The 13893-nt window shown below is 45.7% G+C and carries 7 protein-coding genes, 1 tRNA gene, 2 rRNA genes, 1 pseudogene and 1 riboswitch; of the genes and pseudogenes, 2 read left to right on the forward strand and 9 right to left on the reverse strand.

Translation table 11 applies throughout. From position 1 onward, the window contains the following. Positions 1-47 precede the first annotated feature (47 nt). From M1E93_RS18200 to M1E93_RS18230, 7 genes and pseudogenes are all read right to left on the reverse strand, one after another. Positions 48-3060: ribosomal RNA gene (locus M1E93_RS18200) — 23S ribosomal RNA — on the reverse strand. A gap of 345 nt (positions 3061-3405) precedes the next feature. Further along, positions 3406-3481: transfer RNA gene (locus M1E93_RS18205), tRNA-Glu, on the reverse strand. 135 nt (positions 3482-3616) lie between these two features. Beyond that, a 16S ribosomal RNA gene (locus M1E93_RS18210) occupies positions 3617-5156 on the reverse strand. Together the 16S and 23S rRNA genes with 1 tRNA gene alongside form the textbook arrangement of a ribosomal RNA operon. A gap of 417 nt (positions 5157-5573) precedes the next feature. After that, positions 5574-6440 carry a glutamate racemase gene (murI, locus tag M1E93_RS18215; protein ID WP_014657267.1) on the reverse strand — a complete coding sequence of 289 codons (867 nt, stop codon included), beginning with the start codon at positions 6438-6440 and terminating at the stop codon, positions 5574-5576. After that, positions 6385-6696 (reverse strand): annotated as a pseudogene (locus tag M1E93_RS18220) (TonB-dependent receptor domain-containing protein); the annotation flags it as partial. The gene murI and the pseudogene M1E93_RS18220, both read right to left, overlap by 56 nt. A 26-nt stretch (positions 6697-6722) precedes the next feature. Next, the gene (locus M1E93_RS18225; protein WP_140035165.1) at positions 6723-7670 is read right to left on the reverse strand and encodes an IS30 family transposase; all 948 of its coding nucleotides are present in this window, start codon (positions 7668-7670) and stop codon (positions 6723-6725) included. 89 nt (positions 7671-7759) lie between these two features. Continuing rightward, on the reverse strand, positions 7760-9352 hold the full coding sequence (locus M1E93_RS18230) for a TonB-dependent receptor domain-containing protein (protein ID WP_426207044.1): 1593 nt from the start codon (positions 9350-9352) through the stop codon (positions 7760-7762). Positions 9353-9424: 72 nt separating this feature from the next. Next, positions 9425-9620: riboswitch (cobalamin riboswitch) on the reverse strand. 121 nt (positions 9621-9741) lie between these two features. On the opposite strand from M1E93_RS18230, the gene trmA reads away from it, so the two are divergent. Next, a complete protein-coding gene (gene trmA / locus M1E93_RS18235; protein WP_104873157.1) occupies positions 9742-10827 on the forward strand; it encodes a tRNA (uridine(54)-C5)-methyltransferase TrmA in 1086 nt (361 codons plus the stop codon). Between the two features lie 211 nt (positions 10828-11038). Here trmA and M1E93_RS18240 read toward each other — a convergent pair whose 3' ends face one another. Both M1E93_RS18240 and fabR read right to left on the reverse strand, forming a co-directional pair. Continuing rightward, a complete protein-coding gene (locus M1E93_RS18240) occupies positions 11039-11428 on the reverse strand; it encodes a YijD family membrane protein (RefSeq protein ID WP_004924454.1) in 390 nt (129 codons plus the stop codon). 14 nt (positions 11429-11442) lie between these two features. Then, positions 11443-12099, reverse strand: coding sequence for an HTH-type transcriptional repressor FabR (gene fabR, locus M1E93_RS18245; RefSeq protein WP_004924455.1), 657 nt, complete (start codon positions 12097-12099; stop codon positions 11443-11445). 382 nt (positions 12100-12481) lie between these two features. Between fabR and sthA the strand changes: the two genes are divergently transcribed. After that, positions 12482-13879, forward strand: coding sequence for a Si-specific NAD(P)(+) transhydrogenase (gene sthA / locus M1E93_RS18250; protein WP_004924458.1), 1398 nt, complete (start codon positions 12482-12484; stop codon positions 13877-13879). Positions 13880-13893 lie beyond the last annotated feature (14 nt).

The following is a 13893-nucleotide window of genomic DNA, read 5'->3' on the forward strand; positions in this document are numbered from 1 at the left end:
TCTCGTGCACTTCAACAATCGTCTCTCTAAAACACCTTCGGTGTTGTCAGGTTAAGCCTCACGGTTCATTAGTACTGGTTAGCTCAACGTATCGCTACGCTTACACACCCAGCCTATCAACGTCTTCGTCTTAAACGTTCCTTTAGGACCCTTAAAGGGTCAGGGAAGACTCATCTCAAGGCAAGTTTCCCGCTTAGATGCTTTCAGCGGTTATCTCTTCCGCACTTAGCTACCGGGCAGTGCCATTGGCATGACAACCCGAACACCAGCGGTGCGTCCACTCCGGTCCTCTCGTACTAGGAGCAGCCCCTTTCAATCTTCCAACGCCCACGGCAGATAGGGACCGAACTGTCTCACGACGTTCTAAACCCAGCTCGCGTACCACTTTAAATGGCGAACAGCCATACCCTTGGGACCTACTTCAGCCCCAGGATGTGATGAGCCGACATCGAGGTGCCAAACACCGCCGTCGATATGAACTCTTGGGCGGTATCAGCCTGTTATCCCCGGAGTACCTTTTATCCGTTGAGCGATGGCCCTTCCATTCAGAACCACCGGATCACTAAGACCTACTTTCGTACCTGCTCGAGCCGTCACTCTCGCAGTCAAGCTGGCTTATGCCTTTGCACTAACCGCATGATGTCCGACCATGCTTAGCCAACCTTCGTGCTCCTCCGTTACGCTTTGGGAGGAGACCGCCCCAGTCAAACTACCCACCAGACACTGTCCGCACCCCAGATTATGGGGCTACGTTAGAACATCAAACATTAAAGGGTGGTATTTCAAGGTTGGCTCCATGCAGACTGGCGTCCACACTTCAAAGCCTCCCACCTATCCTACACATCAAGGCTCAATGTTCAGTGTCAAGCTATAGTAAAGGTTCACGGGGTCTTTCCGTCTTGCCGCGGGTACACTGCATCTTCACAGCGAGTTCAATTTCACTGAGTCTCGGGTGGAGACAGCCTGGCCATCATTACGCCATTCGTGCAGGTCGGAACTTACCCGACAAGGAATTTCGCTACCTTAGGACCGTTATAGTTACGGCCGCCGTTTACTGGGGCTTCGATCAAGAGCTTCTCCTTACGGATAACCCCATCAATTAACCTTCCAGCACCGGGCAGGCGTCACACCGTATACGTCCACTTTCGTGTTTGCACAGTGCTGTGTTTTTAATAAACAGTTGCAGCCAGCTGGTATCTGCGACTGGCTTCAGCTCCATGGGTAAACCACTTCACCTAATGCCAGCGTGCCTTCTCCCGAAGTTACGGCACCATTTTGCCTAGTTCCTTCACCCGAGTTCTCTCAAGCGCCTGAGTATTCTCTACCTGACCACCTGTGTCGGTTTGGGGTACGATTAATGATAATCTAGAGCTTAGAGGCTTTTCCTGGAAGCGGGGCATGAGCTACTTCGCCACCGTAGTGACTCGTCATCAGACCTCAGTGTATAGCGAACCGGATTTGCCTAATTCGCCCACCTACATCCTTAAACCGGGACAACCGTCGCCCGGCCAGCCTAGCCTTCTCCGTCCCCCCATCGCAATTATCACCAGTACAGGAATATTAACCTGTTTCCCATCGACTACGCATTTCTGCCTCGCCTTAGGGGTCGACTCACCCTGCCCCGATTAACGTTGGACAGGAACCCTTGGTCTTCCGGCGTGCGGGTTTTTCACCCGCATTATCGTTACTTATGTCAGCATTCGCACTTCTGATACCTCCAGCATGCCTCGCAGCACACCTTCACAGGCTTACAGAACGCTCCCCTACCCAACAACATTTACATGTCGCTGCCGCAGCTTCGGTGCATGGTTTAGCCCCGTTACATCTTCCGCGCAGGCCGACTCGACCAGTGAGCTATTACGCTTTCTTTAAATGATGGCTGCTTCTAAGCCAACATCCTGGCTGTCTGAGCCTTCCCACTTCGTTTCCCACTTAACCATGACTTTGGGACCTTAGCTGGCGGTCTGGGTTGTTTCCCTCTTCACGACGAACGTTAGCACCCGCCGTGTGTCTCCCGTGATAACATTCTTCGGTATTCGTAGTTTGCATCGGGTTGGTAAGTCGGGATGACCCCCTAGCCGAAACAGTGCTCTACCCCCGAAGATGAGTTCACGAGGCGCTACCTAAATAGCTTTCGGGGAGAACCAGCTATCTCCCGGTTTGATTGGCCTTTCACCCCCAGCCACAAGTCATCCGCTAATTTTTCAACATTAGTCGGTTCGGTCCTCCAGTTAGTGTTACCCAACCTTCAACCTGCCCATGGCTAGATCACCGGGTTTCGGGTCTATACCCTGCAACTCATTCGCCCAGTTAAGACTCGGTTTCCCTACGGCTCCCCTATACGGTTAACCTTGCTACAGAATATAAGTCGCTGACCCATTATACAAAAGGTACGCAGTCACCCCACCACTAAGCCCCCTTTGCTTGATTTTTTTCGGTTGGGCGTCACAAAGGACGTTCCGCCAACCGCCATCAAGTAAGGATGACGCTGTGATGACTCACCACTGGCTTAGTGGTGGGGCTCCCACTGCTTGTACGTACACGGTTTCAGGTTCTATTTCACTCCCCTCGCCGGGGTTCTTTTCGCCTTTCCCTCACGGTACTGGTTCACTATCGGTCAATCAGGAGTATTTAGCCTTGGAGGATGGTCCCCCCATATTCAGACAGGATAACACGTGTCCCGCCCTACTCATCGAGTTCACAACACCAACACCTTCGGATACGGGGCTATCACCCTTTATTGCCGGCCTTTCCAGACCGTTCTCCTGATGCTGATGCTGATTAAGACTCTGGGCTGCTCCCCGTTCGCTCGCCGCTACTAGGGGAATCTCGGTTGATTTCTTTTCCTCGGGGTACTGAGATGTTTCAGTTCCCCCGGTTCGCCTCGTTTGACTATGGATTCATCAAACGATAGTGCAACGAATTGCACTGGGTTTCCCCATTCGGACATCGTCGGTTATAACGGTTCATATCACCTTACCGACGCTTTTCGCAGATTAGCACGTCCTTCATCGCCTCTGATTGCCTAGGCATCCACCGTGTACGCTTAGTCGCTTAACCTCACAACCCGAAATTGTTTCAACGATCACCTGACTGTCATGGCTGTGCGTGGTGAACTTCTGCGTTGGCAGTGCTCGCAATGCACACGTACTCATGTACGCTGCGCTTGCTGCGCGCTGTCCGCCTTGAATTTCACCCTGCTCGCTCATGCCACTCGTTTGAATGACCGAAAATTTCAGGTTTGAAATTTTGAGAGACTCTCACATTGTTTAAGCGATAAACAATGTGCGTTGTTTCAATTTTCAGCTTGTTCCAGATTGTTAAAGAGCATAATTGTTAAGCTAACTCACTGAATTAGCTTAATCATTATTGAGGACATCGTCTTTCACTCGATATCGGCGCAATTGGCGTCCCCTAGGGGATTCGAACCCCTGTTACCGCCGTGAAAGGGCGGTGTCCTAGGCCTCTAGACGAAGGGGACATAAAATATTGCACAACACCGTTGTGGCCCATTTCATGTAAGCCCTATTCTTTTGAATAAGTCTCCCACGTATAGCCTATTGCTCTACTTTTCATCAGACAATCTGTGTGAACACTTCACAAAACACTTCAACGGTAAGGAGGTGATCCAACCGCAGGTTCCCCTACGGTTACCTTGTTACGACTTCACCCCAGTCATGGATCACAAAGTGGTAAGCGCCCTCCCGAAGGTTAAGCTACCTACTTCTTTTGCAACCCACTCCCATGGTGTGACGGGCGGTGTGTACAAGGCCCGGGAACGTATTCACCGTAGCATTCTGATCTACGATTACTAGCGATTCCGACTTCATGGAGTCGAGTTGCAGACTCCAATCCGGACTACGACGTACTTTATGAGTTCCGCTTGCTCTCGCGAGGTCGCTTCTCTTTGTATACGCCATTGTAGCACGTGTGTAGCCCTACTCGTAAGGGCCATGATGACTTGACGTCATCCCCACCTTCCTCCGGTTTATCACCGGCAGTCTCCTTTGAGTTCCCGACCGAATCGCTGGCAACAAAGGATAAGGGTTGCGCTCGTTGCGGGACTTAACCCAACATTTCACAACACGAGCTGACGACAGCCATGCAGCACCTGTCTCAGAGTTCCCGAAGGCACTTAAGCATCTCTGCTAAATTCTCTGGATGTCAAGAGTAGGTAAGGTTCTTCGCGTTGCATCGAATTAAACCACATGCTCCACCGCTTGTGCGGGCCCCCGTCAATTCATTTGAGTTTTAACCTTGCGGCCGTACTCCCCAGGCGGTCGATTTAACGCGTTAGCTCCGGAAGCCACTCCTCTAGGGAACAACCTCCAAATCGACATCGTTTACAGCGTGGACTACCAGGGTATCTAATCCTGTTTGCTCCCCACGCTTTCGCACCTGAGCGTCAGTCTTTGTCCAGGGGGCCGCCTTCGCCACCGGTATTCCTCCACATCTCTACGCATTTCACCGCTACACATGGAATTCTACCCCCCTCTACAAGACTCTAGCTAACCAGTCTTAGATGCCATTCCCAGGTTAAGCCCGGGGATTTCACATCTAACTTAATTAACCGCCTGCGTGCGCTTTACGCCCAGTAATTCCGATTAACGCTTGCACCCTCCGTATTACCGCGGCTGCTGGCACGGAGTTAGCCGGTGCTTCTTCTGTCGGTAACGTCAATCGTTGATGGTATTAACATCAACGCCTTCCTCCCGACTGAAAGTACTTTACAACCCTAGGGCCTTCTTCATACACGCGGCATGGCTGCATCAGGCTTGCGCCCATTGTGCAATATTCCCCACTGCTGCCTCCCGTAGGAGTCTGGGCCGTGTCTCAGTCCCAGTGTGGCTGATCATCCTCTCAGACCAGCTAGGGATCGTCGCCTAGGTAAGCCATTACCTTACCTACTAGCTAATCCCATATGGGTTCATCCGACAGCGCAAGGCCCTAAGGTCCCCTGCTTTGCTCCTAAGAGATTATGCGGTATTAGCCACCGTTTCCAGTAGTTATCCCCCTCTATCGGGCAGATCCCCATACATTACTCACCCGTCCGCCGCTCGTCAGCGGGAAGCAAGCTTCCCCTGTTACCGCTCGACTTGCATGTGTTAGGCCTGCCGCCAGCGTTCAATCTGAGCCATGATCAAACTCTTCAATTAAAAGTGTTTGATGCTCAAAGAATTAAACTGACTACATTCTTTCATATATGAATTAACGTGTTAGTCACTCTTCAAGACTTTAAAATCAAATATTTTTTTGATAGTGTCCTGTGAGTGCCCACACAGATTGTCTGATAAATTGTTAAAGAGCGTTGCGACTTTATCTTTCGATATTAACCAGTTAGGTCGTTGTCGCGAGGTGGCGTATATTACGCTTTCCTCATCGAGAGTCAAGCTTTTTTTCGCTTATTCTTTTCAGAATCTCTCGCCTGCCTTCGTTAGCCTGTTGGGCTTGCCATCACATTCAGTGTCGGCTCATCGTCGGTCAGTGGAGGCGCATTATAGGGAGTCAGAAAATTCTGGCAACCCCTTTTTTACGTTTTTTTTTCGTTTGCTCAGATTACCATCAAATTTAGCTTAAATCACCAGTTTTTGTAGCCTATTGAACCCTTCGGCGGCTAATACAGGTTGTAATGCTAAAGCGGCATCATTCATTAAAAGGCAATATGCAAAGTCTTTTTCTTGACTATCAATCACTTCTTCTGCTTGATTATTAATCAGCCAAACCGCACGTCTCGCGATCGCCGCCCCTGAATCAACAAATCTTGTGCCATCTGGTAGCACTTGTTCGAGTTCTTCTATTAATAGAGGGAAATGCGTACAACCCAAGATCACCGTATCAGGAGGTTCAGGCATTCTTAACCATGGCTTCACTGCATTGGCAATTTCATCTAGCGGAATTTGTTCGCCATGTAATTTTCTTTCCGCTAGTTGAACAAGGTCGGCAGAACCCAGCGAGAGCACTTTGCAATCTGTTGCAAACCGTTCAATTAGCTCTTTAGTATATTCGCGATTCACCGTTCCTTTGGTTGCAAGCAATCCAACAACACCATTTCGCGTTAATTTAGTCGCAGGTTTAATTGCTGGCACGACACCAACCACTGGGAAACGAAAATGGGCTCTAAGGTTCGGTAAGCTCACGGTACTGGCTGTATTACAGGCAATAATTGCTATCGTTAAAGGGTGTTTTTTCGCAATAGCATCAACGAGTTGATACACCCTATCGATAATAAATTCTTCACTCTTTTCGCCATAGGGGAAGGCTTCATTATCGAATGCATATATATAATGTGCGTTAGGGAGTAATTTTTTGACTTCCCGATATACAGATAGCCCCCCCACCCCTGAATCAAACACAAGGATGGTCGGGCGAATAGATAGGTTGTGATTAGAAGTTGTAGCTTCCTGTAAGGAAATATTCTCTTCCAGCGGTGCGATAACCATACGCGGTCTCATAGTCTTTATCGAACATATTAGCTATTTTACCACGAATTGTGAGCTGTGAAGTGATTGGATATGCCGCCGTGAGATCCCAAAGGCTAACCCCCCCTTGTTTTAGACGTTTTGATGGTGATTGGGAAAAGTCATTATCATAACGCGAACCTATATAGTGATAAGTTAGCCCCATATCTACCTCAGCAATATTCCAATCTAATTGGTATTTCACTTGTTGCTTAGCTCGGCGCTCCAATACTTTGTTGGCGGATTCAAGTCCGAAGTGCAACGCTAAGCCGCCTTTCTTAGCTCCGCAAACACCACCGAAGGTTGTCTGAACCCCAGACACTTGCGTGGCCTGCTGTTCAACGCTCCCTGATAGCGTTGTAAGTCTTCTTCTGTCACTGTCCGCAGGTCTGTTCCTTTCGGGATAAACTGTCTTAACAACCCATTCGTATTCTCGTTCAGCCCACGCTCATGCGAGGCATACGGATGGGCAAAGTACGTATCTGCGTTCAGTGCTTCTGCTATCGCCTTGTGCTCACTAAACTCTAGACCGTTATCGAACGTTATTGTGTGACATACATCCTGATACTCACTCAGCAGTGAGATAATGGCCTTACTGACTTCCACCGCATCCTTTGAAAACACCTTTTTTGTCAGGTAAATACGGCTTTTGCGTTCTGCCAGTGTCACGATAGCACCAGTGCCCTGTTTACCCTGCACCAAATCGGCCTCCCAGTCCCCCAGACGGCTACGGTCATCGACGACTGACGGCCGTAGCTCAATGGATACCGCATCAGGGATGCGCCCTCGTTTCTGCCCGTAGCCCTTACGATATCGCCGTTTGCCCTGCCTAAGATGCCTGTACAACTCGCCACCGCTACGCTTATCCGCATAGATATACTGGTAAATCCATTCATGGCTGACGCTAAGACCAATAATGCTGCCAATTGCACTTATTTGCTCAGGACTCCACTTCCACTCCAGAGCAAATATCACGAAATCTATGGTCTGCTGAGGAATTGTCCTTTTGGCAGATGACAGCCGCCTATCACAGCACTTCTGGTGTGCCTGTTGTGGGTTATAACCAGTATCTGAAGTGTTACGCCTCAGTTCACGGGAGACCGTGGACTTGCTTACACCGATACGGATACCTATCTCATGGCAGGATAAATTATCCTCACGCAGTATCGATATCTGGTATCGTTGTCCTTCGGTTAGTTGCTGATACTTCATACTTACTCGCTCATCTTTGGTCGGAAGAGCAGGATAGCTTATCAGTAGCTAACCGTCCTTCCATCTAACATGACCGAGCGTTGCACTTATTATCTGAATTCGCGGTTCGTCTTTTTATTTCTGGGATCGACATATTGGTATGTTAATTGATGATGTAAAAAACCAGTGCTAAATTCACCAACCCACTCGATACCTTTAATTTCTGCTTTTCCAATATTTTCATATGTACTGATAAAATCGCCATATTTATATTCAATCAGGTTATCAATATCATTATGATAAGCATTAATTTGCCAGAATAGCGGTCCCGTTATTCCTTCAACACCAATTTCCCACTGCTTACTTTCTTCTGGTTTTAAGTTCGGATTACCTTTTGTTGTTCCCCAATTTGATGAAGAATATGCGTACAGTTGACTTAGATTAGGTGCTTTATATGCTGTTGCGTATGATCCAACCAGTTTATACCCATCATAAAATTCCCAGCTCAGCCCTGATTGCCATGACGTATGCCAATTAAATTCTGAATGATGATCCGTGCGAACGGCGGCTTCAGCTATAACAGAATCAACAAACGAGTATTGCCCCGTCAAATAGAGCCCCGTGTTATTCATGGTTTCTTTTTTAGTTATTAAAGCATAGCCGTTAGGCTCTATGCTTTGGCGCTGATAATCTATACCCGCACTAATATTACCTTTATCTAAACGATAATTGTTACCCCACTGAATATTATACTGCTTTGATTCATCTAGATTAGAAGAGCTAGCATACTGCCCTTGCCTTGGATCAAAATTGTAATCTTTAACGTAACTATAGCTTCCGGATAGTGAGGTTGAGTATTGGTTTTGATGATATTTAACCCCAGTTTCATATGTACGGCTATAAAGTTTACGGGTATCTACCCGCACACCTGAGTATTCAGAGGCATCATAACGAGTTCTATTATCATATCCATATGCTCTCGCATAAGCTGATATTTCAGATGATAACTGATGCTCCACACCTAGCCATAATGATTTATTAAGAAAACCATCTTTATCGTAGTCACGTGGACTAACGTCCTTAGGTGCTAGATCAAATCCTTTTGTATAGGTATAAGCTGCGGCAGCGGTTACTGTTGTATTTTCACCGATTTTCTGTTGAGTTGAGCCGTTATAATTCTGATAACCATAAGAACCAATACCCGCATTTAATGTGGTTCCTACATTATCTCGGCGAGTAATAATATTAACAACACCACCAATTGCATCCGAGCCATAAACAGCCGATCTTGCTCCACGAATATATTCGATTCGCTGAACTAAAGAGATAGGAATTTGGCTCATATCTGATGAGCCAGAAATACCCGCTTGGTTTAAACGAACACCATCAATTAATACCAATACATGGCGAGACTCTGAGCCTCTAATAAAGAGGGAGCTCTGCTGTCCTATACCACCATACTGCGCAATATCCACACCCGGTAGCCGCCTTAATACATCAATCACAGTATTAGACTGCCAATGATCAATGTCTTCACGCGTAACGACCGTCACAGGGGCCAGTATTGATGAAATGGGCTGCTCAAAGCGATTCGCTGACACAACCATTTCATCTGATTTATTGTTTGCGCTTGCTAAAGAAGAAATACCACACAACACTGCCATAGCAGCAACCGATAGCGGTAGTAACTTACTCTTATTCATTATAATAAATCCGGAATATCAATGAGATTAAAATTCCGCGAGGCCGAATATCAGATCCGCGCTAATATCCAACAAAGCGATTAAACTATGGCAGGTCTTCGGACTGAGAAGTCATACCCATCTGGGTAAAAATTAACTATAGAGGCAACTTCCCATTAATTAATAACAGTGTTGTATCTCTTTTTTCCTTCATCACCGCTGCGCGTCAGTCTCGGACTTACACCGAGTTCCCTATTTACTCTTTACGACCATAGTCGCATTATCCTAAATGGATTGAAGGTATGTGTCTATGCGATGTGGAATCAAAAACTGGACATCTGCCCCACTTGCCCTACAATTTCGCCCCTGATGTTATTTTTTTACTGTTTTTTATGAATAGGGCCACACTAATGAATACTGAACACTATGAACTGCAACTTGCAGAAAAAGTAGAACGTCTGAAAACGATGATGGCCCCCTATACGGCAATGGAACCTGAGGTATTTACCTCACCAGAATCTCATTATCGTATGCGCGCAGAGTTTCGAGTATGGCATGATGGTGATGACTTATTTCACATCATGTTTGATAAAGAGACTAAAGAGCGTGTGCGTATCGATCAATTTCCTGTAGCAAGCCAACTGATCAACAATATCATGGCTGAAATTTTGCCACTGATAAAAGAAAATGCGCTTTTACGCCATAAACTTTTCCAAATTGATTATCTCTCGACGCTGAGTAATAAATTAATTGTCTCTTTGCTTTACCATAAAAAACTCACTGAAGAGTGGATTGAAGCAGCCAAACAATTAAAAACAACGTTAATCAATAAAGGTTTTGATTTACAGCTTATCGGCCGCGCTTCAAAAACCAAAATCATGTTAGACAACGATTATGTTGATGAAATTTTGCCGGTGAATGGCAAAAATATGATTTATCGCCAAGTAGAAAATAGCTTTACTCAGCCAAACGCTCAAGTAAACATTAAAATGTTGGAATGGGCGATTGATGCCACTCAAGGGGCAACTGGCGATCTACTGGAGCTTTATTGTGGAAATGGCAACTTTTCACTGGCTTTAGCACAAAACTTTGAACGAGTCTTAGCCACTGAAATAGCCAAGCCATCGGTAGCAGCCGCGCAATATAATATTGCGGCAAACCAAATCGATAATGTACAAATTATTCGCATGTCAGCAGAAGACTTTACACAAGCCATGCGAGGAGTGCGTGAATTTAAAAGACTCGATGGCATTAACCTAGCAGATTACCAATGCAACACCATATTTGTTGACCCACCAAGAAGCGGGTTAGATGATAAAACCGTTCAGCTTGTGCAAGAATATGACAATATTCTCTATATTTCCTGTAATCCGGAAACCCTATGCGATAATTTGTCTGTCCTGAATGCGACCCATAAAATCAAAAAACTCGCTCTATTTGACCAATTCCCATATACCCATCATATGGAAAGTGGTGTGCTGCTGACACGCCGCTAAATCTTACTTGCCACCTGTTGTTTTTATTCATTAAGTCAGGTGGCAACCTTGCTATTTTTAATATACACCGTAGCTAACTGGCGATTATTTTATTGCGAGTGGAAGATGAAAATTTGGTTAAGAAATTATTCGTGTTTTGCTCCCATAAAATACACAAACGCCGCAATGTTGGCATAGCGGCGTTATTGGTTAGAGCGGTTTGGAAACGCGATTAAACTTCAGCTTCGTTTTCTTCTGCAAGCTCTTTTTGTTCTTGTTTACGTGCCTTCCAACTTGTGTACATCCACAACGCGAGCGCGACAATAATGATTGAAGGAATAAAACTCGAACCTACGTCAGGATGTTGTACTCGTAAGATAGCTGCATAAGCAAATAGCCCTAAGAAAAAGTTACCTACAACAAACTTAGGTAGACCGATAGGCATCGCATGATGCAAATAACGTTGATGTAAACAATAAATTGCGACGATTAAACTAATAACAGGGAAAATAGAAAACTCTACTAAGGAGTTAAACAGAGCAGAGAAAGTTCCGTGAGTTGATAAGCCAATCACTAATGCTAATAGTAACGTGCTTTTCTCATTGCGATTGTGTTCCGTCATTGATTCTCCTTATATTATTTAGTGAGATCGGGGTCAGTTTGATTTTGTTTTTCTTGTTCACGGCGATACCAGTAATACGCACCTTTTGCGATCATGCGTAACTGAAGTACAAGCCGTTCTTCCAGATGCCGCCTTTTTTCTTCATCGATATCAAGCGCTTCTGCACCCGCGCTAAACACGATGGTCACCATAGACTCTGCTTGTAGCTCTGTAAAATAGCGTGGCATATGGCTTTCTTGTTCAAGGTAATCTGCTAATTCAGCAATAAAATGTTGGATTTCCCGTGCAACTGCAGCACGAAACTCAGCAGAAGTACCAGAGCGCTCTCGCAATAATAACCTAAAGGCATTGGGGTTATTACCGATAAATTCCATAAAAGTTGAGATTGACGTTCGGATCACACTACCGCCCTTCGCGATACGCTGCCTTGCTTGTCGCATAAGCTGGCGTAACATCAAACCACTTTCATCAACCATAGTCAGCCCTAACTCATCAACGTCTTTGAAATGACGATAAAATGAAGTGGGTGCAATACCTGCCTCACGCGCAACTTCGCGTAAGCTAAGGCTTGTAAAACTACGTTCTGCACTTAATTGGCTAAATGCGGCTTCAATGAGCGAACGACGAGTTTTTTCTTTCTGTTTTGCTCTAACGCCAATATGATTGCTCACGGTGATCCTGATTTCTATGTCATTAAACAGCCATTAATATACCAAAATATGAAAACTTGGGTGTGACCACCTCTCTAGCATACCTCAAATTTATTAGGCTGTTTGAGGGAAAAAGCGATTAAGTGTACAGATTACCGCTTTTCAGAATTTCACTAAATCATTTTTCAATAGGTGAAGGCTTTTTATTCGTAGAACCGTGCTTAATTTCCCGTCATTTGGTTAGAGAACTCGCTAAGCAATAAAAAAGCTTTTTTGTGAATACGCTTCAAAATAAAAACATTAAATAAAGCCATTAATTAAAAGTACATGAGTAAAGCGGGTAAATAATCGGCGGATATGCTAACATCATGTTGTCATTTTGTTTTAGAGCAGGTCTTACCTCATGCAACACATCCATTTTGATGCAATTGTCATTGGTTCCGGGCCGGGTGGAGAAGGCGCCGCCATGGGACTGGTGAAGCAAGGAAAAAACGTCGCCGTCATAGAACGTTATGATAGTGTCGGCGGTGGCTGTACCCACTGGGGAACCATTCCCTCCAAAGCCCTCCGCCATGCAGTTAGCCGAATTATCGAATTTAACCAAAATCCACTCTACAGCGATAATTCTCGCTCCTTACGCTCCTCTTTCTCTGAAATCCTCAAGCATGCTGAAAGCGTGATCAGTCAACAAACTCGTATGCGCCAAGGTTTTTATGAGCGTAATGGCTGCCAAATGTTCTCTGGTGAAGCCACTTTTATTGATGAACGCCATGTGAGTGTTCGCTATTCCGACGGTAGTTGCGATGTTCTCAGTGCAGATAATATCGTAATTGCGACAGGGTCGCGTCCTTATTGCCCATCCGATGTCGATTTTAACCACTCTCGTATTTACAACAGTGATACCATCCTAAATCTAACCCATGAACCACGCCACGTGATTATTTATGGTGCAGGGGTGATTGGTTGTGAATATGCGTCTATCTTTCGCGGGTTAGGTGTCAAAGTTGATTTAATCAACACACGCGATCACTTACTTGCCTTTTTAGATCAAGAAATGTCAGATGCACTTTCTTATCACTTCTGGAATAGCGGTATCGTTATTCGTCATAATGAAGAGTATGAAAAAATTGAAGGTGTTCCTGATGGCGTGATTGTCCATCTTAAATCAGGTAAAAAAGTCAAAGCAGACTGTTTACTGTATGCGAATGGTCGCACGGGGAATACGGATAAGTTAGGTTTAGCGAATGTGGGTATTGAAGCAGATAACCGTGGCTTGATTAAAGTCGATAGCGCTTACCGCACTTCTAATGAACATATTTATGCTGTTGGTGATGTTATTGGCTATCCAAGCCTTGCATCTGCTGCCTATGACCAAGGTCGTATTGCCGCTCGAGCTATAGCAGAAGACTTAGGTAATGCACACTTAGTTGAAGATATTCCTACCGGCATCTATACCATCCCTGAAATTAGTTCTGTTGGTAAAACAGAGCAAGAATTGACAGCGATGAAGATCCCCTATGAAGTCGGACGTGCTCAATTTAAACATTTAGCACGCGCCCAAATTGCAGGTATGAACGTGGGCAGTCTGAAGATCTTATTCCACCGTGAAACATTGCAAATTTTAGGCATCCACTGTTTCGGGGAAAGAGCCGCTGAAATTATTCATATCGGTCAGGCTATTATGGAACAGAAAGGGGAAGGAAATACCATCGAGTATTTTGTGAATACGACCTTCAACTATCCTACGATGGCAGAAGCATTCCGCGTTGCCGCATTAAATGGCTTAAACCGCCTGTTTTAAGCTATTAAGTGATT

Source organism: Providencia sp. PROV272 (assembly GCF_049901975.1).
Lineage (GTDB): Bacteria > Pseudomonadota > Gammaproteobacteria > Enterobacterales > Enterobacteriaceae > Providencia > Providencia stuartii.

Coding starts and splice junctions, on each gene's coding strand:
- trmA (WP_104873157.1), top strand. CDS start 9,742: ATGAATACTGAACACTATGAACTGCAACTTGCAGAAAAAGTAGAACGT.
- M1E93_RS18230 (WP_426207044.1), bottom strand. CDS start 9,352: ATGAATAAGAGTAAGTTACTACCGCTATCGGTTGCTGCTATGGCAGTG.
- sthA (WP_004924458.1), top strand. CDS start 12,482: ATGCAACACATCCATTTTGATGCAATTGTCATTGGTTCCGGGCCGGGT.
- M1E93_RS18240 (WP_004924454.1), bottom strand. CDS start 11,428: ATGACGGAACACAATCGCAATGAGAAAAGCACGTTACTATTAGCATTA.
- murI (WP_014657267.1), bottom strand. CDS start 6,440: ATGGTTATCGCACCGCTGGAAGAGAATATTTCCTTACAGGAAGCTACA.
- M1E93_RS18225 (WP_140035165.1), bottom strand. CDS start 7,670: ATGAAGTATCAGCAACTAACCGAAGGACAACGATACCAGATATCGATA.